Consider the following 25,357-nt stretch of genomic DNA (forward strand, 5'->3'; position numbering starts at 1 on the left):
ATTCTATTTGCCATGTCATATTCAGTAAAATTTACTTTAAATCATGAACAAGACACTCAAAAATTTGCGCAAGTGCTCTCACAACAAGTGCATTCAGGCGTTATATATTTGATTGGTGATTTAGGTGCTGGGAAAACTACATTTACGCGTTATTTTATCCAGAATTTTGGACATCAGGGTTCAGTAAAAAGCCCAACTTATACCTTGGTTGAGCCATATACAATTCAAGGCAAAGAAATTTTCCATTTTGACTTATATCGTTTAGATGATCCCTATGAATTAGAACTGATGGGAATTCGTGATTATTTAGAAACCCCAGATGCTTTATTCTTATTTGAATGGCCTTCAAAAGGTGGAAATGAAATTCCAAAAGCTGATGTAGTGATTGATATCCAAAAATCGGATGATGAATTGACTCGGTTTGTTACGCTAACCACTGAATCCGAATCTTTATCTCAAACTTTGCAGGAACAATTGAATGGCGCATGATTCAACTCGTCGTATTCATACCCTTGATGCTGCCTTAGCCAACCAGATTGCTGCGGGTGAGGTGATTGAACGTCCATCATCAGTTGTTAAAGAATTATTAGAAAATGCAATCGATGCTGGCGCAACCGAACTTATTATTCGGGTGGCGCAAGGTGGTTCGACCCTGATTGAAATCATTGATAATGGTCATGGAATTCATCCTGAAGATTTACCATTAGCGGTGATGCGGCATGCGACAAGTAAAATTAAAACATCGGAAGATTTGCATGCAATTGTTAGTTTAGGCTTTCGTGGAGAGGCATTAGCTTCGATTGCTGCGGTATCACGTTTGACGTTGACCAGTAGCCAAGATGAACAAGGCGTGGGTTATCAGGTTGAAGTGAATGGAACAGCGTTTGATCATCAACAAATACAGGCTGTTGCAGCACAAAAAGGTACACATATTCGTGTACAAGATTTATTTTTCAATGTGCCAGCGCGCCGAAAGTTTTTAAAAAAACCAAGTACAGAATTTGGGCATATCGAAGAAATAGTCCGCCGTTTGGCTTTGACTCATTTTGAAATTCGTTTTGTACTCGAACATAACGATAATATTCGTTTAAATTTGCCGATTGCTGATAGTGGTGAATTACGTTATCAGCGTGTCCAGCAGTTATTAGGTCAACAGTTTATTCAAAATGCCTATTGGATCGATGCTGAAAGTATCAATATGCGTTTGTCAGGTTGGTTTGGACATCCTTCCGACGCACGCGCACAGGCTGACATGCAATATGTGTATGTGAATGGTCGTATTGTCAAAGATAAAACCATTTCACACGCTTTACGTATGGCTTATGAAGGAATTTTGCATGGTCATCAACATTCTTCTTATTTATTGTTTTTAGAAGTTGATCCAGAAAATATTGATGTCAATGTGCATCCAACCAAGCATGAAATTCGTTTTCTGAACCAGCGTGAAGTACATGAATTTGTACGGCATTATGCCAAAGCAACCTTGTCTCAATTTCAAACCGCAACTGCTGATTTAGCACAAGCGATGAAAACAGATGAAGCTGAGGCAGAAAATTTTAATTATCAGCCTCAGCCAAAATACCAAGAACAATTCAATTTACATCGAGCAGTAGCTGAGCCTGAGCGACAAGACAATCAGCAGGTTGTTGTTTCGACAGATTTACTCACTGAGTTTAATCAAAGCCGCCCACAGGCAGTACAGTACAATTCAACACCTCAAGAACCACGTTATAATGGTTCTACACAGTTAAATAATGCACTCAAAAGCTATTTAGCGCCTTTACGTGAAGAAACCGAAGATGGAAATGATCAAGGCCCATCACGTGTGGATGAGTTTCCTTTGGGAATTGCAATCGCACAACTGCATGGCATCTATATTTTGGCGCAAAATACTGAAGGCCTGATTATTGTGGATATGCATGCGGCACATGAACGTATCTTGTTGCAGCAGATGAAGTCGGCATGGGATAAACCTGAGTTTTGGATTTCGCAACAACTGCTGATCCCTAAAGTTGTTTCCATTACTCGTATGCAAGCCACACGTATTGAAGATTTACAACCACAATTAGAACGTTTGGGTTTGGAAATTGATCAATACGGCGATGATCAGGTGATTGTGCGTGGTGTGCCTGCCATTTTGCATAAAGCTGACTTTAGTAATTTAATTCCAGAATTACTAAATGATCTTGATCCAAATGATGAAGCTAGGGGGCTATTACAAAAACGTGATGAGCTTCTTGCTGGTATGGCGTGTCATGGAGCTGTAAGAGCACACCGACAACTCAGTCTTTCGGAGATGAATGCTTTATTACGCCAAATGGAACAAACTGAATTTGCCAGTCAATGTAATCATGGGCGTCCAACTTGGCGCGCATTTCCATTGCATCAATTAGATAAATTATTTGCTCGAGGAGAGTAGTTTTACATGTCAAATCAATTGCCCGTCATCAATCTAATGGGGCCTACCGCAAGTGGTAAAACAGCATTGGCATGCGAACTCTATGAACGCGGTAATTTCGAATTGATTTCTGTGGATTCAGCTTTAGTTTATAAAGATATGGATATTGGGACTGCTAAACCCACAAAAGAAGAGCAACAACAATATCCGCATCACTTAATCGATATTATTAGTCCATTGGACGTATATTCAGCAGCACAATTTGTTGAAGATGTCTGTCCACTGATTGATGATATGCACGCACGCGGTAAAACTCCGATTTTGGTGGGGGGAACCATGCTGTACTTTAAGTCTCTGTTAGAAGGACTGGCTGATAATTTACCTAATGCAGATCAAAGTATTCGGGATGCCATTAATTTAAAAGCAGAAGAGGAAGGTTGGCAGGCGGTTTATGATGAATTGGTCGCAGTGGATCCAATTGCTGGGCAGAAATTCAAAGTGTCAGACAAACAACGAATTATTCGGGCATTGGAAGTTTATCGAATTACGGGCGAGCCAATAACAAAATTACAAGCTGAACAACCTAAAAATCAACCATATCGTTACATATTTCATAATTACGCATTGATGCCAGATCGGGTAGAATTACATCAACGCATTGAGCAACGTTTAAGCAAAATGTGGAGTATTGGATTTTTAAATGAAGTAGAGGAATTAATTAGAAAATACGATTTAAATGATAATTTACCATCCATGCGGTCTGTGGGTTATCGTCAAGCTTTAGATTTTTTATTAAAAAGTGACCTAAGTCTCAAAAATAAAGTAGAAATGGAGAACAAAGCATTATTTGCGACACGGCAACTTGCCAAACGTCAATACACTTGGTTACGTTCTTTGCAAGAAATACACGATTTTAAAACTTACGTGACGATAAAGCAGGCGAAAGAAGACTTGCGAAACTTCTTTGGATAAAGCAAAATTCGCAGGCTGTCTTTTTATAATTTTTAGTTGAAAAATAAAGATAGTTTTTTTGCGCTGATTTAAAATTTTTTGGAGTTAAAAATGTCTAAAGGTCAAACTTTACAAGATCCGTTCTTAAATTCTCTCCGTAAAGAACGTATTCCAGTTTCTATTTTCCTCGTGAACGGTATTAAATTACAGGGGCATATTGAATCTTTTGATCAATATGTAGTTTTATTAAAAAACACTGTAAGTCAAATGGTTTATAAACACGCGATTTCTACAGTTGTACCTGCGCGTAACCCACGTCCAGCTGGCGCACAAGGTGCTACTGGTGGTTTCCCTGCACAAGGTTCTACTGGTGGTTTCGGTGGTCAAGGTTCTACTGGCGGCTTTGGTGGTCAAGGTGGCTTTGGCGGTCAAGGTGGTGGCTTCGGTGGTCAAGGTGGCTTCGGTGGTCAAGGTGGTGGCTTCGGTGGTCAAGGTGGCTTCGGTGGTCAAGGTGGCTTCGGCGGTCAAGGTGGCTTCGGCGGTCAAGGTGGCTTTGGTCATCAAGGTGGCTTCGATGGCGAAACTAAATTTGAAGATGGTCAAGAAGACGAAAATAATCGTTAATTGATCTATGATCTTTTAAAAAAGCCAGTCTAATAATAGACTGGCTTTTTTTTATGTTTTTACATAGCTAGAAAAAACTATGGAAATGATTGTTGCAGCTGCATGTTGTAGTGTATTGGTCTCGATTCTTTTAAAATATCTAAAAGCAAAAGGTTTTGATGTTTTTCAAATCATTGCATGGAATTATTTGAGTGCCAGTCTTTTATGCTTTTATTGGTTTAAAACCGATATTAGCCATATTTCTCTCAATAATACGCCTTGGTGGTTAATTCTTGTTTTAGGTCTATTATTACCAAGTATATTTTTATGTTTAGCCAAATCGCTACAATTCGCAGGTATCTTAAAAACTGAAATTGCCCAACGGTTAGCGGTAATACTCTCGTTATTATCAGCTTATTTTGTTTTTGGTGAGCAATTTAGCCAATTAAAATTAATTGGGGTGGTTTTCGGAGTTATTGCAATTTTAGCGATCATTATAGGACAGGCCACAGAGCAGGCAAGTAAAGGCATGAGCTTAAAATCAGCCTTATTTTTGTTTAGTGTTTGGGCGGGTTATTCAGCTATTGATGTATTACTAAAATATAGCAGTAGTTTAGGTTTACAGTTTGCGGTCACGCTAAATTTAACTTTTATTACAGCCTTTATTTTATCTATCACTTATATCGCCATTACCCAACCGAACTGGCAACCTAAAAACATTTTTATGGGATTATGTTTGGGTGTACTGAACTTTGCCAATATTGCTTTGTATGTTAAAGCACATATGATTTTCAAAGAAACCCCAGCCATTGTCTTTGCTGGTATGAATATCTTGGTAGTGGTATTAGGTGTAATCAGTGGCGTGGTGTTATTTAAAGAACGTTTAAAAGCTTATACCTGGATTGGATTAATCAGTGGTATTGTTGCAGTCATGTTATTGGCTAAAGCAATGATGAATTAAAACAATGGGAGTAAATTGAGTCACTCCCATTGGATGAGGGATTATTATAAACGTGTAAAAACAACCTCATCAGATAGTCGTGATTTAGGTAATTTGGCATTAAAGTCATTTTCGCTACGATAGCCGAGTGAAACAATAACAGATGCTTTTAAGCCTTTTTCAGTTAACTCGAATTCTTTATTGATTAACTCTCTGTCAAATCCTTCCATTGGTGTTGCATCAATGCCTTCTAGACCTGCAGCAAAAAGGAGTTGTCCAAGTGCAAGGTAAGTTTGATTTTCCATCCAAGCAGGGAGGTTTTTTAATTCATTACGATAGAATTCAACATAACCTTGGCGAGTATCTCGTTGACCTTGTTTAGCTGTCTCATCTTTAAAACGACCACTGACATCATCTTGCTGTAATAATTGTTCTAAGTATTCAGCAGAAATATCAGTACGCGTGCAAAATACCAAGGTGTTGGAGGAGTTTAGAACTTTAGCCGCGTTATAGATGTAATTGCCTGTTAAAGCTGATGCGATACGTTGTTTGGCCTCATCTGTTTCAGCAATTAAAAAATGCCAAGGTTGAATATTTACTGAAGAAGGGCTGAAGCGTAAAATTTCTAACAATTTCTCAAACTGCGCTTGAGGAATTTTTTTCTCTGCATCATAAGCTTTTGTGGCGTAACGTGTTTTTGCTGTAGCTAAAGTATCCATCCGTCATTAACTCGATTTAGAAATTTAATTTATTCTACTTGATCTAAATTTCACTGAAAGTAGCTAAATGTGATTTCTATATAGATTTAAGTCGTATGTGAGTGAGTTAAAGTGTTTAAAGCTTTGATAAAGTGTAAGGAATTAAAGCTGATAAATGTTTTATAAAATTATTGGATTAAAAGAAGGAAAGGAATGAGTAGAGCTGCAAAAATGATTAATAAAACCACTGTTTAAAGTCTAATTGATAATCTTCTTGCTTATTAAGTTCTAAAATCCAAGCTGAATTTTCTCGCCAATCACCTAAAACAATACGTTGCTTATTCAATACTTGATGAATTTCAGGACGATGGGTATGACCATGAATTAAATAATCGACTTGAGTGATTACATTTTCGACGGCTTGTTCATTCACATCCATGATGTCATAGCTTTTTAGTTGTTTGGTTTCACTACTCTTTTTCCGAAAACCATTTGCAAGTTTTTGCCTGAAACTTAGAGGGGTTCGCTTTATCAGCCCTAATAGAACAGGATTACGAATCACTTTACGAAAACGTTGATAGGCAACATCGTCAGTACAGAGTGCATCGCCATGTTCCAGTCGGAATCTATGCTGCTGAATCTGTAGGCTATAAACGTCTGGCAATAGAATACCGTTAAATTGCTTTAAGAATTTTTGACCTAAGGCGAAATCACGATTGCCTACTTGGAAATATACTTGGTTATTTGCTTCGGTAAATCGTTGTAAGGCACTGACAATTTCATCTAACCATGAGGCGGTGTAATCGTCACCAATCCAAGCATTAAACCAGTCACCTAAAATATAGAGTTGAGTGTTTTTATCTTGATATTGTTTCAATAAAGCCAAAAACCCTCGAACGAGTCGAGGGTGATCAGGTGACAAATGTAGATCTGAAATAAACAGATAAGTCACAAAGAATCCTGTCGGATAAAATTATTCAGAGATAATTTTAGCAGATTCGATCACAACGTTCTCTAAAGGAACATCTGCATGGTAACCACGGTTACCTGTACGTACGCCTTTGATCGCTTCTACAATATCAAGACCTTCAACAACTTTACCAAATACTGCATAACCCCAGCCTTGTGCTGTTTTACCAGTATGGTTTAAGAAAGAGTTGTTTTTAACATTGATAAAGAATTGAGCAGATGCTGAGTGCGGAGCTTGAGTACGCGCCATTGCAATTGTGCCTTCATCGTTGCTTAAGCCGTTATCAGCTTCGTTTTCGATTGAATCACGTGTTGCTTTTTCTTTGAAGTTTTCATCCATGCCACCGCCTTGGATCATGAAACCATCAATCACGCGGTGGAAAATTACGCCGTCATAGAAACCGTCACGTACATATTCTAAGAAATTTGCAACCGTTTTTGGTGCTTTTTCAGCGTTAAGCTCAAGAACAATACGACCTTTGTTGGTGTTTAATTCGACTTGAGGAAAACTCATTACATTAATCTCCTAAACATGGGCAAATTGACCATGGGTTTTTGGTTGAGAGAAGCATAAGCAAACTGTAAACTACAAGGCAAGTAAAAAACGTTAAAATCTTTCATAAATAGTAAAGATTGCGTTTTTATTTCCCATTTTTAACTGTAAGAAGTGATTTACACCCTATGAAGCCAAATGATGTTGTTTCTGAACTGCCAAAGACCCCGACGCCGAATACTCATGCCTCTGTCGATGCCGCGCAGCAAGAACAACAGGCAGGCTTAGATTTTGTTCGTCAAGTCATTACCGACGATCTTAAAGAAGGGCGCACCCAAAAAGTAGTAACACGTTTTCCACCTGAGCCAAATGGTTATCTTCATATTGGTCATGTCAAAGCAATTTGTTTGAACTTTGGTATTGCTGAAGAATTTGATGGTCTATGTAATTTACGTTTTGATGATACAAACCCAGATGCCGAAGAACAAGAATATGTTGATGGTATTGCCAATGATGTGAAATGGTTAGGTTTTAACTGGAATGGTGAGCCTCGCTATGCTTCAGGTTATTTTGATCAACTTTATACATGGGCCGTTCAGTTGATTGAACAAGGTGATGCTTATGTTGATTTGCAAACTCCAGAAGAAATTAAGCTGAATCGTGGTAATTTCGTTGAACCTGGTAAAAATTCACCTTACCGTGATGCAACCGTTGCCGAGAACTTGGCACGTTTTGAGCAAATGCGTAATGGTGAAATTCAGGAAGGCGGTGCTGTTTTGCGTGCCAAAATTGATATGGCCAGCCCGAACGTGCATATGCGTGATCCGATTCTTTATCGTGTATTGCATTCAGAGCATCACCAAACGGGCGATAAATGGAAAATGTATCCAATGTATGACTATGCTCATCCATTGTCAGATGCAATCGAAGGCATTACTCATTCACTCTGTACTTTAGAATTCCAAGATCACCGTCCATTCTATGACTGGATTGTAGAGAAAGTTCACTCAAAAGCTGTACCACGTCAGTACGAGTCTTCACGCTTAAATGTCGATTACACCATTACCTCTAAACGTAAATTACGCAAATTGGTTGAAGGTCATCATGTACAGGGTTGGGATGATCCACGTATGCCAACAGTAGTGGGTATGCGTCGCCGTGGTTTTACTGCAGAAGGCTTGCGCGATTTCTGTAAGCGTGTTGGTGTATCGAAAACAGATGGTATTGTTGATGTGGCAATGCTTGAGTTCTGTATCCGTCAGTCATTGGAAAATGCAGCAGCACGTGGCATGGCTGTACTCAACCCATTAAAAGTAACCTTGACCAATTTGCCTGAAGAATTGGATCTTACCCATGCACGTCATCCGAATGTGGATATGGGTGAACGTATCATTCCTTTAACACGTGAACTTTATATTGATCGTAAAGATTTTGAAGAAGTACCACCGAAAGGCTTTAAGCGTCTGATTCCTGATGGTGAAGTGCGTTTACGCCATGCTTATGTGATCAAATGTGATGAAGTGATTAAAGATGCTCATGGTGAAGTGATTGAACTTAAATGTTCAATTGACCCTGAAACTTTAGGTAAAAACCCTGAAGGTCGTAAGGTAAAAGGTGTGATTCATTGGGTTTCTGCGACAAAAGGTGTACCTGCGGAAGTTCGTATTTACGATCGTCTATTTACAGAAGCTGCACCAGACGCAGACGATGATTTCTTGGCAAATCTAAATCCTGAATCATTAAAAGTCGTTCAAGCGGTAATTGAGCCTGCTTTAGCACAAGCGAAACCTGAAGATCGTTTCCAGTTTGAACGTGAGGGGTACTTTGTTGCGGATCAACATGATCATCAAGCTGAAAAACCAGTGTTTAACCGTATTCTAGATCTAAAAGATAGCTTTAAAGTAGAGAAGAAATAACATTTAGGTGAATTTGAACTCTTTTTAGCTCGAAGAATTTAGTTTAGACATAAGAAAGCCCAATTTAAAATTGGGCTTTTTTTATTATATTATGGATTTATGTGATAGAAATAAATAATCATTGAAATAAGTAAAGCCGTAGACATGAATAAATAAGTATTGATTGAGTGAAAACTTTTTATTAACTTGATCATATTTTTATTCCAACTAAAAGAGTATGAATGAATAATGTTATTTTATTGTTTTTTTAGAAAATAGCTTGCGAGTAGTGTCGTTACTTATTGGTCTTAATGTTTGTTTCTGTAATAAAATTTTAATAAGTGTAATATTCTATTTTTCAAATAACTAATTTAAGTTATGCAAATAGTATGTCTAAATTTATCATAAACATACTATTTTTGAGTCTTGAATTTAATCATTAAGTTTTTCTAAAAAAACTTCAATAATTGCCCTACATTTACTTTCTAATTGTTCAGCATAATCTAAATTAGCTTGTCTTAATTGAGGAATGGACAAACCTGCATGACGTATCTCACAAGTATGACCAATCAACCATTTTTCAAAACTGTGCTGAGTAATTTCAAGATGGAATTGTAAAGCTAGAATATTATTTCCCACAGCGAATGCCTGATTTGGATAAATTTCTGAGCTAGCGAGTAAAGTTGCTTGTGATGGTAAATCGAAAGTATCACCATGCCAGTGTAAGACATGAATATTTTCTAATGCTGATAATGAATTTTGATCAACATTTTTTATTTCTAATGGGCTCCAACCAATTTCTTTTTGATGACCTGCGTAGACTTTTGCACCTAATGCGTGTGCAATCAATTGTGCGCCCAAACAAATACCAATAGTTGGTTTATTCGCATTCAAGCGTTGCTTGAGGCCTTCAATTTCTTCTATAAGAAAAGGGTAGTCTTCAGTTTCATAAACACCAATTGGTCCACCAAGAATAATGGTAAGACCTTCATAATTTAAAGCGGGTTTAAGATCATCTACACCTGCTTCGAAATAACGAACACGGAAACCGAGTTGATAAAAAATATCTTCTAATGAACCTAAATCTTCAAAGGCAAGATGCTGAATTGCATAAACTGTTTTAGGCAAAGAAATTGAAGTATCCATAATCTGTGTAATCACTATAAATAGAGCTTAGTTAAGGCATTTTTTGTTCAAGCCAAGAAAATAAATCCTGATAGACTTTCTCTCGCACAGGTGGTGCAGATAAGACCAAATCATGTAAGCCATTTTTGATTGCTAAGGTTTGTACATCACCTTTCATTTTCTTCGCATTGTGAGTCATATCTTTGACATCTAAAATCACATCACTTTGCTGTGCATCAACACCCCATTTTTTTGGATATTTGGATTGGTGTGAATGCATAATCAAGGTTGGAATATTTAAATTAATACCGCGACGGATTTCTTTTTGTGCTTCATGTATTGCATGTACAAAGCATAAGTCTACAAAAGGCATTGATTTAGGTTTCCACTCTAAATTGAAAGTCCATTCGCCATAAAATGCTTTATGTAGGCTTGGTGTATACCATTGATTTAAGCCACTTGGGAATTTTGCATTTGGTAAACGTTTACCAACTTCACTTAATAAGGGAATACCAACTTTTTTCTCTATTACACTTTTATAGAAATCGTAAAATGGACTGTTGGTCCATAAAGCTTTAATGAGTCGATGGTCTGGATAGTGTGCGGCATAAAGTGTAGTAATTAAACCGCCTGTAGAATGTCCTGCAAGTAAAACTTGGTTATGGTTTTCTTGACCAATAATTTCTAGTGCTTTACTGATCTCAGCATCATATTCACGTAAGTCGAGTAGATAATAAAACTTCTGATGCGGTAATTTTGAGCGACCATATTTTCTGAGATCGAGAGCATAAAAATCATAACCATGCTGGTTAAATTGCTCTGCCATTTCCGTTTGAAAGAAGTAATCACAGAAACCGTGGATATATAGAACCGCTTTCTTGGTGGCTTGAGCTGCTTTCTTACGAACTAATGTTGCAACGACTTTACCATCATAATCATCAGCAAAATTTAAAGTGAGTTGCTGATAATCTTCTCCTAGTATATCTGTTTGATATTTATATGAATTTGAACTGTTCATTTTTATATCTAATCTGAATTAATTAAGAAACACATTAAATGAAAATGTTTGGATGTCAATGTAAAAATGAGATACAAACAGTTCTCAAAATCAGTTTGAGTTTTTACTTTTACAAAAAAATCGTTAAGCTATGTGCTGTTGTTTTTGACTGAAGAAATTATGAAACAAGAGACTGCACTGAAGTTACTTAAAGCTGGGGAAAATGTTTTTTTAACAGGTTCCGCGGGTGCAGGAAAAACCTATACGCTTAATCAATATATTCACTATCTTAAAGCGCGAAAAGTCCCCGTTGCGATTACGGCTTCTACAGGGATCGCGGCTACGCATATGAATGGAATGACCATTCATACATGGGCAGGGATTGGGATTAAAGATCGTTTGAATGATGATGATCTGAAGCGTATGAAAGAGCGTAAATATTTAAAAGAGCATTTAGAAAATGCCCAGGTCTTGATTATTGATGAAATTTCAATGCTGCATGCCAAACAGCTTAATTTAGTCAATCAGGTGCTTAAATACTTTAAAGAAAGTGATGAGGCTTTTGGTGGAATTCAAGTCATTGTTGCAGGTGACTTTTTTCAGTTACCACCAGTAGGTAAGAAGGATGAAAGCAATCGAGATAAATTTTGCTTCATGTCTGAGGCTTGGGTTGAAGCAAAATTCCGAGTTTGTTATTTGACTGAGCAACACCGTCAGGATGATGAAATTTTAAATCAGATATTAAATGCGATTCGAGCACAGAGCATTCAGCAGAATCATATTTTTGCATTACAACAATCACGTCAACATGATATTGGTGAAACCTTTACCCGTTTATACACACATAATATGGATGTGGATAATATCAATTATCAGCATCTGAACGAAATTGAGAATGAAAGTCATCAATTTAATGCTGTTTTAGATGGTAATGAAAAATTAATCGAAACACTGAAGTCCTCGGTACGCGCACCTGAAGAATTGACTCTTAAAAAGCATGCCAAAGTGATGTTTGTCAAAAATAACTTTGATATGGGTTATATCAATGGCAGTTTAGGTGAAGTGATTGGTTTTGAGGAAGATGATAAACAAGGGATCTTACCAAAAGTCAAATTGACAGATGGAACGACATTACTTGTTGAGCCAGAAACATGGTCAATTGAAAATGAAGCAGGTAAGGTGATTGCCAGTTTTCAGCAAATTCCTTTACGTCTGGCGTGGGCGATTACCATTCATAAAAGTCAGGGTATGACTTTAGAAGCAGCAGAAATTAATTTAACGCATACTTTTGAAAAAGGTCAGGGCTATGTAGCTTTGTCTCGATTAAAGTCACTGACTGGACTGAAATTGCTTGGGTTTAATGAACAAGCATTAGAGTTGGATAGTTTAGCAATTAAAGCAGACCGCCGTTTTCAGGAATTATCGACTGAAGCAGAAGTGAATTTTGAAAATATTGATCTAACGCCACAGCATAATGCCTTTATTCGTCATTGTGGCGGTACGCTGAATGCAACTGAAATTGCACGCAACGAGAAGAAGCTTTCGAAAGGCGAAAAACAAAATTATGCAGCAGCGACCTTAGATGAAACGCGGGCTTTATTTGAAGAAGGATATGAAATTGAAGATATTGCCCATGAGCGAGGGCTAACGCCTGCAACGATTATTAACCATCTCGCACGATTGCATAAAGAACAAGGATTAGATATTTCTATTGCTAACCCTGGTGAAGAAGTCGTTGAAGAAGTTCGTAAGATTTATAAACGGTTACACAAACGTAAAAATCCTGAGCATTTTACCGATGATGGTTCCATTAAGTTACGTCCAATTGTGGAAGCTACAAGTCCGCGCATGGCTTATGATCAAGTACGTTTAGCATTACTGTTTATTGAATAAGGGATTTAAATGCCTCATCTGATTGCAAATTATTCAGCAAATTTAGCTGATCTTGATCAGCAAAAACTTCTTAAGCTAGTCAATACAGTATTGGTTGAGACTGGATTATTTAGTGCCCATGATATTAAGTCGCGCATTTTTAAAGATAAGGTGTTTTTGATTGGGTTGGAGGATCATCAAGAAGCTTATGTTCATCTAAAACTTTATATTTTGAGTGGACGAACCCAAGTTCAGAAGCAAGCAGCAGGTGAGGCATTACTCCGATTGTTAGAACAAAAAGGTTATCTAAAAAATGAGGCTGAGTATTCAATTCAATTATGTGTTGAAGTGATTGATATGCCAAAAGAGAATTATTTTAAGGCGACGATTTAATTTGATTTGAAAATCCGCAATTCTGATCAAGTTTACAGGATATGAATCTGGCAAATTAGCTTTCATCAAATGAATTGAGTTAAATGTATGTCGCTATATGATCAGAAGTTGCAACGTGTATGTGAGTACATCCAGCAACATCTAGATGATGAGCTAGATTTGAATACGTTGAGTCAAGTTGCATCACTATCTAAATTTCATTTCCATCGCATTTTTGTAGCGAATACAGGTGTGAATCTGATGAAGTTTATTCAATTATCCCGTCTGAAACGAGCATCATTTCAACTTGCATTTTCTACTGACACCAAAATTATTGATATTGCTTTACAGTCTGGTTTTGATAGCCCTGAAGCATTTAGCCGCGCATTTAAACGTTCATTTGATCAAACCCCAAGTGCTTTTAGAGAACAGCCGCATTGGTCGTCTTGGCATGAAAGGTTTGTTTTTTCTTTACCTCCGAGAGAAATCATGATGAACGTTAATATTGTAGAAAGAGCAGAAGAGAAAATCGCATTTATTTCTCATCATGGCGCACCAGAACGTGTATTTGAAACGGCAGCACAATTTATTCAGTGGCGCAAAGAAACGGGATTATCTCCTATAGCAAAAAGCCGCACCTACGGTATTCCATTTTCTGACCCTGAACAGACTTTAAGTGATGAATTCCATTTTGACATTGCTGGAACAATCACGGCGAATATACCTGAAAATACATACGGTGTAAGCACAGGTACTCTTCCCAAAGGCAACTATGCCGTTATTCGGCATTTGGGCAGTCACGATCATATTAAAAACAGTGTTTACTATTTATATCGGGACTGGTTACCACAATCAGCGCGTGAAGTAGGGGATTTTCCCGTCTTTTTTCACTACCACAACTTTGTTCATGATGTAGATGAATGTGATTTGATCACAGACATTTATTTGTTACTGAAATAGGGTTTAAGCTCTGCGAATAAGCAGAGCTGAATTATAAAATTTCAATGTCTACATATTGTTGAATTAAATTATCATCGAGCATATGAATATAATCTAAAAAAGCGACATTAAAGCTTCCAACTGTTTGAGCATGTTCATATGCCAGTTTGCCTGCAATAGCAAAATGAATATGTGCAGCAAGCGCCGCAATGGTTGAATTTGTTACTGCATGATAAGCGGCGGTTAATGCACCTAGAGCGCATCCTGTTGCAGTAATTTTAGGCTGTAAATGGCAACCACCATTTACTTTGATTACCATATCCAATTGTTTGGAAATGATATAGTCAGATTCACCAGAAATCGCAACACACTCAGTATGCTGTAACAAGCTTTTTGCTTGAGCATAAACATCATGGCTATTTAATGTGCTATCAACACCTTTAGATTGAACTTGACTACCTGCTAAAGTACTTATTTCAGAGGCATTGCCGCGGATAATGGTGGGTTGAAACTTGAGTAATTGATCAACAGTTTCACTACGCCATTTCAGGATTGATCCATAGCCAACAGGATCGAGTACCCATGGTCTTTGTTGCTGTTGTGCTGTTTCAGCAGAAATGAGCATCGCTTGAGTTTGTTCAGTCGTCGGTGTACCAATGTTGATGCTTAAAGCTGCACAAATTTTTGTAAAATCTGCTGCTTCAAATGGGTTGTCGATCATTGCGGGCGATGCACCAGCTGCAAGTAAGATATTTGCGACGTAATTATTGGCGACACTATTGGTAATACATTGTACCAACGGGGCTTGTTGCTGAAGAGCTTGCCAAGCTTCAATCACTTTTTCAATGAGTTGTTGTTTTTGTGACATTCATCACCCCTTAAAAATTTAAAAAAAATAATAGTTTAACGCGTAAAGTAGTGGTCTTGATGCTTACATCGACGACAAATCAATGATACATAGTCTGTAGCATCATAATCGACTACAAGATCATTTGAACCGCAATACATGCAACGTTTTACTGCATAAAAATTTAAACGAGGTTCGATCTTGCGCCAAGATTTCCATACAGGTTGAATAAAAACACTTTCGTCGTAACCTAAAAATTTAAATAATAACACTTCGCTCATTTTACTAAATGGAATGGTGTATGGGCGAGGTAATGTCGTGGTTTCCCAACGTTCAGCCAAAGCACGTTCACGATATTGTTCTAATGTCTTTTTGAGTAAGTTGGTATTAATAAATTTATCGTTTCTTGGCTGCAATGCTTTTTGCTTATAGAGGTACTCTAACGCAGTTTGAATTAAGTAAAAAATTTGACCCACTGCGAGTCCTTCCATCAAGCGATAGCAAAAGGCCTGAAAGGAGCGATTACCTGCAATTTGAATTCCCCAAGTTCTACAATAAAACTGCATGAACTGTACGATTTCTTGATAAAGAATCAAATACAAAGCATCTTTAACTTCATCTGTCGTTTTGAAGGGAATACCTAAACTTAGATTCTCATAAAACCAATGGCGCAATTGTTGGGTTACACTAAATAGACTCGGATCAGAATAACCATCAAGCCGAAGATTAAGATAAAAATGTTCTGTTTCTAGGCTCGAATCTTGTGATTTAAAGATGCCTAATTTGAGTAACTCTTGAACGAGTTGATTTTGAAATAAATAATTGGGGGTGAAATCATGATATTTAATGTTCTTCCAGTGGATTAATTCATCATGCTGTACATCTTCACGAGCATAACTGTCCAACAAACTTAGTAAAAATAATTTATGCATAAAGCTGAGTTGATTTAGGCTATAAATCACTTCATCTTTGACTTTGTATTTACGTTGTTCTTGTAAAATGGTTTGTTGAGTTTGTTTTTTGCGTTGAGCGGTGCATTGTGCACAATGGCAATTCAGTTTGCTGTCACTTTTAAATACACGATGTTGGCAATGACTACATTCATGAAATTGGAATTCTTGCGAGTATTGTTCAGCTTCAATCCAGAACATGGATGCTTGGCACAATGGACAATGGCTACTTTCATCTAGCTGCTTTTGCAGAATCTGTAAATCCATTGACAATAAACCTATATAACCACGAAATGAAAGGATTATACATTGCTCGTGCTCGGAGTGAGAAAAAGATTATTTGCACTGAAAAAGTAGTTTTGTATTGAGATTTAATCCACTGAATTTTATATAAAAGCTAAGCAGGTGGCTTATCCATTTTTTAAAATATGGTAAATTTCTGTCCCAATTAAAAGATGTTTTTAAGTTTGTTTATAGAAGTAGAAAGGGATAAGGATGAATAATCAAATATTGTTGAAATGCTCTATTGCATTAATTGCTTGTTTTACAAGTATTCTCTCATATGCAAGTTCAATTGAAGGCTATTGGCGCAGTATTGATGATCGTACGGGTGAACAACTGACCATCATTGAAATCAGGAAAGCAGCGGATAACACCTATCGCGGAAAAATCGTATATATCTATCCGAATGCACAAGGGGCGATCGTAACACATTGTGTTAACTGTCCACCGCCATATACAGGAAAACCGCGTTTAGGTTTAGAAGTTTTAACTGGTTTGGTTGAAGACCCCAATAAAGCAAATAGTTTTATTAATGGGCGCATCTTAGAGAGCAAAACTGGAAAAGTGTACAAAGGTAAAGCTCGATTAAATGCAGATGGTAAGCATTTAAATATGCGCGGTTATGTTGGAATTTCGGCTTTGGGTAGAAATACGGTTTGGATACGTACAGATAGTGCGAACCCGTAATCATTTCTTTTTTAATATGTGAGTTGCTTAAAATTCATTGTGATTTTAAGCAATTAAATATCCATTCGTCTTGTTGACTGTCTAAGAACATTGGAATAAAAATGTATATCAGATGGATCTATTTTGCATTAGGGAGCAGATTATGCAAAAAAACTCACTCATGAAAGGACTCGTGGGAATTTCATTTGCCCTATTCGCAACTGCTAATTTCGCGGCGACACCTGAAGGTTTTTGGAAAAGTATTGATGACCGTACGGGTGAACAGCTTTCAATCGTAGAAATTAAAAAGAAACCTGATAATACTTATACAGGAACAATTGTATATCGTTACCCAGTACCGGGTGGTGGTACGGTATTGACTAATTGTGTCAAATGTCCTGAGCCTTTCAAAAACAAACCTATTTTAGGACTTCAGATCGCATCAGGTTTGAGAGAAGATCCTAAAAATCCAAACCATTATATTGATGGAAAAGTACTCGAACCTAAAACGGGCAATGTTTATAAAGGCAAAGCTCAGTTAAGTGCTGATGGTAAACGTTTACGCATGCGCGGATATATGGGGATTTCTGCTTTAGGTCGTACCCAAGTTTGGATTAGGACTGACAGTGCCAATCCTTAACCCTGTTGAACAAATAAATTTGGTTCAATATCAGGGTTTATATCTTAATGAATTGATGTCTAATTGTATTTTAGTCATTTTATGAATTCATTTATGTAGATCAGTTTCAATGCTTTGATATTGAATCAGAGAGGTTTTTTTATGCTCTATCCTAAGAGATCGAGCATAAAAAAGATTTTCCTTATTCAAAACGTTGAGGCTTCTATGTATAAAAATTCATTAAAGAAATGCCTAATCGGAATGGCATTGGCTATTACAAGTATTAGTAGTTATGCAAGTTCAATCGAGGGTTACTGGAAAAGTATAGATGATCGTACGGGTGAGCAGCTTTCAATTGTCGAAATTAGAAAAGGCACTGACGGTTATTATCATGGCAAAATTGTCTATCGTTACCCCAACGCACACGGTATTAAGTTAGCCAATTGTGTTAAATGCCCTGAGCCATATACCAATCATCCAATCCTTGGCTTAGAAATCTTATCAAAGCTCAAAGATAATCCTGAAAATCCAGATGCGTATATTGATGGTAGAATAATGGAACCTACAAGTGGCCGAATCTACAAGGGCAAGGCACTTGTAACGAGTGATGGTAAGCGCTTACGGATGCGTGGCTATATGGGTATCTCGGCTTTAGGGCGGACCGTGGTTTGGCTAAGAACGGATCATGCCAATCCTTAAAAATCTTGTAAGTTGAGAGAAATGTTAAGAATCTATTTTGTATTTAAAAAATAATGTTATTGATTACATGAATTATATCAGTTAGATAAGTTGTTTTTTAAGCAAAAGAACGCACCAGTAGAGTGAAAGTTCTAATGAAGTGTGATAAGTTTCAATAATTAAACCTATAAAGATGAATGGGTTAGTTTTTAAAAGACGGGGTTAGTATGCTAAATCAAATATTCATGAAGGGATTCATGGGGCTTTCTATTGCTTTTTTAAGCATGACAACCTATTCCGCTTCAATCGAAGGTTATTGGAAAAGTATTGAAGAACGTACAGGTGAACAGCTTTCAATTGTCGAGATTCGTAAAGGATCAGATGGCCGTTTTCACGGTAAAATAGTTTATCGCTATCCTAACGCTCGTGGTTTTTCATTGACTAACTGCATCAAATGCGCAGCGCCAAATACAAATAAGCCATTGCTTGGTTTAGAAATTTTATCAGGTTTTAGAGAAGATCCAGATAAACCAGATGCCTATATCGATGGTCGAGTATTAGAGGCGAGCAGTGGTAAAGTTTATAAAGGTAAAGCGGTCGTAACGGGGGAAGGTAAACGTTTACGTATGCGCGGTTATATGGGCGTTTCTGCCTTAGGTCGTACAGTCGTCTGGTTACGAACAGATAGTGCGAATCCTTAATTATTAGTGTAATAAAAAAACCTCGAAAATATTTCGAGGTTTTTTTATTAAATATAAAAGTTAAACAGGGCATGGTAAGTTTTCGTCCTCCTGACCGATTTTTTTGGCGTTGATAAGCGCTTGGACTTTTTTACTTGGTAATTTTTCTTTTCCAAGTTCGTCATAGGTATTTACGATATTCGTTACTTCTAAGCTGCTGAGTTCGATTCCTTCTGCTGTTAAAAAAACGGAAATGACATGATGATCCACACCTGCTTTTGCGAGATCATGGATCGCTTTAATATTTTCTAAACGATATAAGTGTGCTTTTAATTCCATCGTCTTAACCCTCGCTTGTTTTATTGTATTACCTACATTGGCATATAAACTTAAGCAATAACCGTGCACAAAATGTAAAGCGCATAAAAAAAATGTAATTCGAACCTTAGAATTTGGTTAATTTTGTAGCGTTTATTTAAAATTAGAAAATACTGTTGTTATTCTGTCTAAATAGAATTCCATTTTAATCAATTAATTTGAAAATTACTGAACTAAACCCCAATAAAAATACTTGAAACTAAGATATGGGCTTAAAGACAGCTTTTGTAAGTTGGCGTATGATCGACTAATCAAGAAGTCTTGATAACAAGACCATCCGACATGATGAACGATAAGGAATACTGATGAATATTGCGGCACAGCCTCCTGTACAAGCAGATCAAACGATTTATTTAAAAGATTATCAAAAGCCATCGTTCTTGGTTGAATCAATCAATTTAAATATTCAAGTTTATGATGATCATACGATTGTTGATTCTACACTGGTGATGAAGCGTCAGACTGCAGGGGAATTGGTTCTGTTAGGTCGTGATCTTGAATTGAAATCGGTTCAATTGAATGGGCAAACCCTTAGCGCTGAACAATATCATTTGGATACTGAACAATTGGTGATCACTGATGCACCAGATCAGGTCATTTTAAAAATCCAAGTCATTATTCATCCTGAATCGAACACTCAGCTTGAAGGGTTATATAAAGCAGGTGATTTATTCGTTACCCAAAATGAACCAGAAGGTTTCCGTAAAATCACCTTCTATCCAGATCGTCCTGATGTATTGGCTGAATTTACCACGCGTGTAGAAGCCGATAAAAAATATCCAGTTTTACTTGCTAATGGTAACTTGTTGGAAACGGGTGAAGCTGGGGAAGGTCGTCATTTTGCAATTTGGCAAGATCCAACCAAAAAGCCAAGCTATTTATTTGCCTGTGTGATTGGTGATTTGGCGGTACTGAAAGATCGTTACACCACGTCGGAAGGTCGTGATGTTGCTTTAGAAATTTATGCAATCGAGAAAGATATTCCGAAATGTCACATCGCAATGGAAGCATTAAAGCATTCGATGCGTTGGGACGAAGAACACTATGGTCGTCCTTACGATCTCGATAATTATATGATTGTCGCGGTCAGTCAGTTCAATATGGGTGCAATGGAAAATAAAGGTTTAAATATCTTTAATACGTCTTGTGTGCTTGCCGATGAGGAATACACCACTGATGCTGCGATTATGCGAGTTCAGTCTGTGATTGCACATGAATATTTCCATAATTGGACAGGCAACCGAATTACCTGCCGTGACTGGTTCCAATTGTGTTTAAAAGAGGGCTTAACCGTTTTCCGTGATCAGTCTTTCTCTGAGGATTTACAATCAGCAGCCGTACAACGAATTGATGATGTGGCAGTATTGAAATCGCATCAATTCCCAGAAGATGCTGGCCCATTATCCCATCCGCCTCGTCCAGATCATTTTGTTGAGATCAACAATTTCTATACCGCGACAGTGTATGAGAAGGGTGCTGAAATCAACCGCATGATGGCCACTTTATTGGGTAAAGAAAAATACCGTCAAGGGACTGATGAATATTTCCTACGCCATGATGGGCAAGCGGTTACGGTTGAAGATTGGGTTGCTGCATTGAGCGCAGGTTCAGGTGTTGATCTATCTAACTTCCTCACTTGGTATAACCAACCTGGTACACCAAAGTTAGAAGCTAAAGGTGAATATGATGCCGCTGCACAGACTTATCGTTTAAGCTTCAAACAAAGCTTGAAAGCACATCCAAAATATCCAAACCTCAAGGCAGTGCCAATTCCTGTGGCTCTCGCATTATTTAATGCCAATACAGGTGAACAATATACCTTGCACAGCACTGATCTGTTTGTGAATGAGGTCAAAGATGGCGTGTATTTATTTGATCAAGATGAAGCAACAATTGAATTTACAGGTGTTTCTGAGCAACCTGTAGCTTCGTTATTACGTAATTTCTCTGCACCTGTCAATTTAGTCTTTGATTATTCCAATGATGATCTTGCCTTCTTGATTCAGCACGAAACCAATGGCTTTAACCAATGGCAAGCGACACAAACCTTATTAGAACGTATTCTTTTAGAAGACCATAAGGTGGATACCTATATTCAGGCAATTAAAAATACCTTGCCAGACTTAGTGAATAAAGATCCGTTATTGGCATCGCGTTTATTTGATGTACCCAGTGAAAACTATTTAGGTAGTCGTATAGATCAAGACTATGAGCCTGAACTGATTCGTGAAAAGCGTGAAGCTGTGCTGGATCGTTTAGCACGTGATTTAGGTTCATTCTGGAAAGAGACTTATTTGGCCTTAGATCCAGACCAGCAAAAAGAGTTTTCTTTGGCGATGGGCGTACGTTCATTAAAGAATATCACTCTGAATATGTTGGCACGCCAAGGCGATGAGTCTGTGTTTGATTTGGCTTATGCGCAATATCAACAAACAGGCAATATGTCTGAGCGTTTAGGCGCATTACGTGTTTTAGTCTGGAATGATGCGCCACAAGCACAGGCTGCACTTGCAGATTTCTATAACCGTTTTAAAGATGAAGCCTTGTCTTTAGATCAATGGTTTAGCATCCAAGCTTCGAATCCATGTGCGACAGCAGAAACGATTGAGTATCTGACTAAGCACGCCGATTATGATTTGGGAACACCGAACCGTATCCGTGCAGTGAGTGGTGGACTTTCTGCAAATCCAGTGAATACGTGGAGCTTTGGTGTCGATCATTTTATTGAGCTCGCCGCTTATTTGGATGAGAAAAACCCAATTTTAGGTTCGCGGTTATTACAAGTGCTGTCACGTTGGTACACCTTGGCTGAACCACAACGTAGTCAGGTGCAACAGGCGCTTAAGGCGTTGCAGCCTAAAGTAAAATCGAAAAATGTAGCAGAAACATTGAACAGTTTACTCAGTATTTAATTTACTGATTAAATGAATGCAAAAAGGATGTCGTCAGACATCCTTTTTTATTTGACAATTAATATTGTCAGAAATAGTATGGAAATCATTCGAATGTAACGGATGACTGCAATGGAAATAAAAACAATCACATTACCGACACGTCAAATCGAAGTTGAAGTGTATGTACCTGCACAAAGCTCTGAAAAAACGCCTGCGATTTTATTGCTACACGAGTTATTTGGTATCCTCGATGTCTATCGAGAAGATGCTCAAGACTTGGCTAATCGGGGCTATTTGGTTTACGTGCCTAATTTATTTAGTGGTGGTGCAGTCAAATATTGTATTCGTGCTATGGTGAGCAAGGCAGGACGTATCAATTCAGCGGACAGTGAAGTTAATCAAGAAATTCATGTATTACTCGATGCATTAAAGGCAGACCCAAGATCGAATGGTCGTTTAGGCATGTTAGGGCAGTGCTTAACAGGGGGCTATGTGATTCAGATGGCCAAGCGCGAAGATATGTTGGCACCCGTGGTTTATCATCATTCTTTGGGAATTGAAGGTGCAGGTGTACCGAAAAAAGAATCTTTAGATGAAGTGCGTATTTTACAAGGGCATTGGTCTACGGTTGATCCATTTTGTCCAGCAACTAAGCGCAATAAACTGATTCAACAATTGGGTGATCGAGTGGAAGCTTATACTTACAATATGCCACATGGTTTCCGCAGTGTTAGTCGTGGACTTCCAGAGGCTAAAGTCGTTTGGCAGCGCACGGTTGATTTTTTTGATCGAGAATTAAAACAAAATACTTGATGAGTGATATGCTGATAAATAGATAATTTATAAGTATTTATATTCTAGAGAAATAGAAGAGAGGGGAACATGTCACATAAGTACGAATATGCTGGTTTTTGGATACGTTTTGCAGCATCAATAATTGATAACATTATTATTTTTGTTGCATTGATTCCTATTGCAATGCTTTTAGGCTGGGAATCAACCTATTCATCTCGCTTAAGTTCAGGAATTGACTGGCTCTGGCAAATTCTGTTTGCAGTATTTTTTGTATTTTGTTGGGTTAAATTTGCAGGTACGCCAGGAAAACGTTTACTACGTTTAAAAGTACTAGATGAAAGGACTGGTGAAAATATTACTGTTGGACAAGGAATTATTCGATATATCGGTTATTTCCCAGCAATATTAGTTCTATTTATTGGTTTGATTTGGGTAGCTTTTGATTCTAAGAAACAAGGCTGGCACGACAAAATGGCAAAAACAGTAGTGGTTAGAGAACTTTAATTTAGAGTGAAATTCTCTCATGTAATGAAAAATTCATACGATAGGGCTTGTGGATCAATTCGCGTGTCCTATAATGCCATTGAGTTTATTCACGGAGATCCTAAATGGGAAGTTGTTCGAGGTTCGGGTTTAATAAAGGATTAAGCCAAAGCGAATACTGAGCAAGCGAGCTATTTAGGTCGGCTATCTTGCAATTAGATAGCTTTGTTAAAAATATTCTAAACCCTTCTATAAAATTTTGCTGTACCCACAAAATTTATTGTATTGACTGCATCCTGTTTAGTTTCTCACCTAAAATGGGGAGAAGCCTATGTTTTTTCACGCTTCCATTCAATGGCTTGCTATTGTTAACGTATTTATTTTGTGTGGATTATTGCTGACTCAAAAGAGTAAGGCGGGTCCACTCATCAACACCGATGATGTCTCTATTACAGCAGCACAGCAGTGTCAGCTAGAAAGCACTTATAGTTATAACAAGGATGGAACTTGGTCTTATCAAGTTGTACCTGCTTGTAATCTCAATCAAAATTTAGAAGTATCTTTGGGCTATCACTCAAGTAAAGATCAGGATCAGATTCATGGCTTTTCGGTTCAAGCGAAAAGCATTTTAAAGCCAATGGAAAATGACTGGGGTGTTGCCAGTAGTTTACAGATATCCCGTGATGATGTTGCTCATCATGGGGATTTAAACTGGTTTTTGAATATTCCTGTCAGTTTTCAACTTTTAGATCAACGTTTAGCATTGGATACCAATCTCGGTTATCAACAGAGCGATGAGCGTCTCGTTCGTTGGGGAATTGCTTCAACCTATACGGTGACTGAGCATGTCGGTGTAACACTTGAAACATATAATCAAGATCGCCAAGCGCAATTTTTCCAGACAGCGTTGCAATATAGTTTGATTCCCAATGTACTTACTTTAGAAGCTTCCTTCGGCGATCGTCTACATCGTTTAAAACAGCATTGGTTTGGACTGGGCTTAAGCTATACGCCATCATCATAATTATCTTAGATTCATTTTATCCATTATTAGAATCACTAATAATAAATAGGTGTCAAATGCAATTAAAATTTCTAGAAAATACAGATTTATCCAATATCATTGATACTTTAATTAGTTTATCTGTTGCATTCATTTTAGGTGCATTGATTGGATTTGAACGTCAATATCGACAGCGTACAGCGGGACTTAGAACAAATGTTTTAGTTGCTGTAGGCGCAGCAATTTTTGTAGATATTGCAATTAATTTGACTGGAGCTGATGGAGCAGTTCGAGTGATTGCTTATGTCGTTTCAGGAATTGGTTTCTTAGGTGCAGGTGTGATTATGCGCCAAGAAGGCAACATTCATGGTTTAAATACGGCTGCGACATTATGGTGTTCTGCTGCTGTCGGTGCCTCAGCAGGTGCTGATTTGATTGTTGAAGCGATACTTGCAACTGCTTGTATCTTAGCGGCAAATACGTTGTTAAGACCTATTGTTCATGCCATAGATCGTCGTCCATTAGATGATGAGGCAGAAGTCTTACATGTCATCTATATTATTTGTGATCGTACTCAGAGTAAGGTAGTCATGGACGAGTTGAATCTAACTTTGAAACATCATAACTATCCTGCCAAAGATATTGATGTAACGCCGTTTGGTGAAAAAGAGGTTGAGATCGAGGCGACACTGATTGCGAGTTCAATTGAGACTGAAGATGCGCAGCATATTATTAATCATCTGAACGCGATGCCACAAATTCGTCAAGCTTTCTGGGATAAAAATGCAATTAACTAAGTTATGTATATCAATACTTTAAATAGCTCTATT

The 25,357-nt window shown here is 37.6% G+C and carries 26 protein-coding genes; 18 read left to right on the top strand and 8 right to left on the bottom strand.

Features of this window, described 5'->3' with window-relative positions; genetic code table 11:
* Window positions 1–12: 12 nt before the first annotated feature.
* The 5 genes from tsaE to IEV17_RS05905 all read left to right on the top strand — a co-directional run bounded on the left by tsaE (window position 13) and on the right by IEV17_RS05905 (window position 4,913).
* Window positions 13–489, top strand: a complete 477-nt coding sequence (tsaE, locus tag IEV17_RS05885) for a tRNA (adenosine(37)-N6)-threonylcarbamoyltransferase complex ATPase subunit type 1 TsaE (protein WP_004661391.1) — start codon at window positions 13–15, stop codon at window positions 487–489.
* Window positions 479–2,419 carry a DNA mismatch repair endonuclease MutL gene (gene mutL / locus IEV17_RS05890; protein WP_004661392.1) on the top strand — a complete coding sequence of 647 codons (1,941 nt, stop codon included), beginning with the start codon at window positions 479–481 and terminating at the stop codon, window positions 2,417–2,419. The genes tsaE and mutL overlap by 11 nt, the downstream gene beginning before the upstream one ends.
* 6 nt (window positions 2,420–2,425) lie before the next feature.
* Window positions 2,426–3,370, top strand: coding sequence for a tRNA (adenosine(37)-N6)-dimethylallyltransferase MiaA (miaA, locus tag IEV17_RS05895; protein WP_004661394.1), 945 nt, complete (start codon window positions 2,426–2,428; stop codon window positions 3,368–3,370).
* 90 nt (window positions 3,371–3,460) lie between these two features.
* A complete protein-coding gene (hfq, locus tag IEV17_RS05900) occupies window positions 3,461–3,973 on the top strand; it encodes an RNA chaperone Hfq (protein WP_004661396.1) in 513 nt (170 codons plus the stop codon).
* Window positions 3,974–4,052: 79 nt separating this feature from the next.
* Window positions 4,053–4,913, top strand: a complete 861-nt coding sequence (locus IEV17_RS05905; RefSeq protein ID WP_004661397.1) for an EamA family transporter — start codon at window positions 4,053–4,055, stop codon at window positions 4,911–4,913.
* Between the two features lie 44 nt (window positions 4,914–4,957).
* Here IEV17_RS05905 and nfsB read toward each other — a convergent pair whose 3' ends face one another.
* The 3 genes from nfsB to IEV17_RS05920 form a co-directional block, all read right to left on the bottom strand.
* Window positions 4,958–5,611, bottom strand: a complete 654-nt coding sequence (nfsB, locus tag IEV17_RS05910) for an oxygen-insensitive NAD(P)H nitroreductase (protein ID WP_004661399.1) — start codon at window positions 5,609–5,611, stop codon at window positions 4,958–4,960.
* A 214-nt stretch (window positions 5,612–5,825) separates the two neighbouring features.
* Window positions 5,826–6,542 (bottom strand): UDP-2,3-diacylglucosamine diphosphatase, encoded by a 717-nt coding sequence (locus IEV17_RS05915; protein ID WP_004661400.1) that lies wholly within the window; start codon window positions 6,540–6,542, stop codon window positions 5,826–5,828.
* Between the two features lie 21 nt (window positions 6,543–6,563).
* Window positions 6,564–7,073 carry a peptidylprolyl isomerase gene (locus tag IEV17_RS05920; RefSeq protein WP_004661403.1) on the bottom strand — a complete coding sequence of 170 codons (510 nt, stop codon included), beginning with the start codon at window positions 7,071–7,073 and terminating at the stop codon, window positions 6,564–6,566.
* Window positions 7,074–7,240: 167 nt separating this feature from the next.
* Between IEV17_RS05920 and IEV17_RS05925 the strand changes: the two genes are divergently transcribed.
* Complete coding sequence (locus tag IEV17_RS05925; RefSeq protein ID WP_004661404.1) at window positions 7,241–8,968, top strand: glutamine--tRNA ligase/YqeY domain fusion protein; 1,728 nt, start codon at window positions 7,241–7,243, stop codon at window positions 8,966–8,968.
* A gap of 411 nt (window positions 8,969–9,379) precedes the next feature.
* On the opposite strand, the gene IEV17_RS05930 is transcribed toward IEV17_RS05925, so the two are convergent.
* Both IEV17_RS05930 and IEV17_RS05935 read right to left on the bottom strand, forming a co-directional pair.
* Complete coding sequence (locus tag IEV17_RS05930) at window positions 9,380–10,093, bottom strand: glutamine amidotransferase (protein WP_004661406.1); 714 nt, start codon at window positions 10,091–10,093, stop codon at window positions 9,380–9,382.
* A gap of 31 nt (window positions 10,094–10,124) precedes the next feature.
* A complete protein-coding gene (locus IEV17_RS05935; protein ID WP_004661407.1) occupies window positions 10,125–11,090 on the bottom strand; it encodes an alpha/beta hydrolase in 966 nt (321 codons plus the stop codon).
* A gap of 159 nt (window positions 11,091–11,249) precedes the next feature.
* Here IEV17_RS05935 and IEV17_RS05940 point away from each other — a divergent pair, with 159 nt between their 5' ends.
* From IEV17_RS05940 to IEV17_RS05950, 3 genes are all read left to right on the top strand, one after another.
* A complete protein-coding gene (locus IEV17_RS05940; RefSeq protein ID WP_004661410.1) occupies window positions 11,250–12,962 on the top strand; it encodes an AAA family ATPase in 1,713 nt (570 codons plus the stop codon).
* A 9-nt stretch (window positions 12,963–12,971) separates the two neighbouring features.
* A complete protein-coding gene (locus IEV17_RS05945; protein ID WP_004661411.1) occupies window positions 12,972–13,334 on the top strand; it encodes a 5-carboxymethyl-2-hydroxymuconate Delta-isomerase in 363 nt (120 codons plus the stop codon).
* Between the two features lie 87 nt (window positions 13,335–13,421).
* Entirely contained in the window at window positions 13,422–14,273 is an 852-nt protein-coding gene (locus tag IEV17_RS05950; RefSeq protein WP_004661412.1) for an AraC family transcriptional regulator, read from the top strand.
* 31 nt (window positions 14,274–14,304) lie between these two features.
* Here IEV17_RS05950 and thiM read toward each other — a convergent pair whose 3' ends face one another.
* The gene (gene thiM, locus IEV17_RS05955; protein ID WP_004661413.1) at window positions 14,305–15,120 is read right to left on the bottom strand and encodes a hydroxyethylthiazole kinase; all 816 of its coding nucleotides are present in this window, start codon (window positions 15,118–15,120) and stop codon (window positions 14,305–14,307) included.
* A 35-nt stretch (window positions 15,121–15,155) separates the two neighbouring features.
* Window positions 15,156–16,316 carry a hypothetical protein gene (locus IEV17_RS05960; RefSeq protein WP_004661416.1) on the bottom strand — a complete coding sequence of 387 codons (1,161 nt, stop codon included), beginning with the start codon at window positions 16,314–16,316 and terminating at the stop codon, window positions 15,156–15,158.
* Window positions 16,317–16,544: 228 nt separating this feature from the next.
* Here IEV17_RS05960 and IEV17_RS05965 point away from each other — a divergent pair, with 228 nt between their 5' ends.
* The 4 genes from IEV17_RS05965 (at window position 16,545) to IEV17_RS05980 (ending at window position 18,995) form a co-directional block, all read left to right on the top strand.
* On the top strand, window positions 16,545–17,018 hold the full coding sequence (locus tag IEV17_RS05965; protein WP_004661417.1) for a DUF2147 domain-containing protein: 474 nt from the start codon (window positions 16,545–16,547) through the stop codon (window positions 17,016–17,018).
* Window positions 17,019–17,160: 142 nt separating this feature from the next.
* Window positions 17,161–17,637 (top strand): DUF2147 domain-containing protein, encoded by a 477-nt coding sequence (locus tag IEV17_RS05970; protein ID WP_004661419.1) that lies wholly within the window; start codon window positions 17,161–17,163, stop codon window positions 17,635–17,637.
* Window positions 17,638–17,877: 240 nt separating this feature from the next.
* Window positions 17,878–18,315, top strand: coding sequence for a DUF2147 domain-containing protein (locus IEV17_RS05975; protein WP_427832718.1), 438 nt, complete (start codon window positions 17,878–17,880; stop codon window positions 18,313–18,315).
* Window positions 18,316–18,521: 206 nt separating this feature from the next.
* Window positions 18,522–18,995 carry a DUF2147 domain-containing protein gene (locus IEV17_RS05980; protein WP_034601217.1) on the top strand — a complete coding sequence of 158 codons (474 nt, stop codon included), beginning with the start codon at window positions 18,522–18,524 and terminating at the stop codon, window positions 18,993–18,995.
* A 60-nt stretch (window positions 18,996–19,055) separates the two neighbouring features.
* Here IEV17_RS05980 and IEV17_RS05985 read toward each other — a convergent pair whose 3' ends face one another.
* On the bottom strand, window positions 19,056–19,313 hold the full coding sequence (locus IEV17_RS05985) for a hypothetical protein (protein WP_004661424.1): 258 nt from the start codon (window positions 19,311–19,313) through the stop codon (window positions 19,056–19,058).
* Window positions 19,314–19,657: 344 nt separating this feature from the next.
* On the opposite strand from IEV17_RS05985, the gene pepN reads away from it, so the two are divergent.
* From pepN to IEV17_RS06010, 5 genes are all read left to right on the top strand, one after another.
* Entirely contained in the window at window positions 19,658–22,264 is a 2,607-nt protein-coding gene (pepN, locus tag IEV17_RS05990) for an aminopeptidase N (protein ID WP_004661426.1), read from the top strand.
* A gap of 111 nt (window positions 22,265–22,375) precedes the next feature.
* On the top strand, window positions 22,376–23,059 hold the full coding sequence (locus IEV17_RS05995) for a dienelactone hydrolase family protein (RefSeq protein WP_004661428.1): 684 nt from the start codon (window positions 22,376–22,378) through the stop codon (window positions 23,057–23,059).
* 69 nt (window positions 23,060–23,128) lie between these two features.
* Window positions 23,129–23,545, top strand: a complete 417-nt coding sequence (locus IEV17_RS06000) for an RDD family protein (RefSeq protein ID WP_004661429.1) — start codon at window positions 23,129–23,131, stop codon at window positions 23,543–23,545.
* 310 nt (window positions 23,546–23,855) lie between these two features.
* Window positions 23,856–24,548 carry a PA4824 family protein gene (locus IEV17_RS06005; protein ID WP_004661432.1) on the top strand — a complete coding sequence of 231 codons (693 nt, stop codon included), beginning with the start codon at window positions 23,856–23,858 and terminating at the stop codon, window positions 24,546–24,548.
* Window positions 24,549–24,604: 56 nt separating this feature from the next.
* Window positions 24,605–25,324, top strand: coding sequence for an MgtC/SapB family protein (locus IEV17_RS06010; protein WP_004661433.1), 720 nt, complete (start codon window positions 24,605–24,607; stop codon window positions 25,322–25,324).
* The last annotated feature ends 33 nt before the right edge of the window (window positions 25,325–25,357 follow it).

This window comes from Acinetobacter modestus (genome assembly GCF_014636095.1).
GTDB lineage: Bacteria > Pseudomonadota > Gammaproteobacteria > Pseudomonadales > Moraxellaceae > Acinetobacter > Acinetobacter modestus.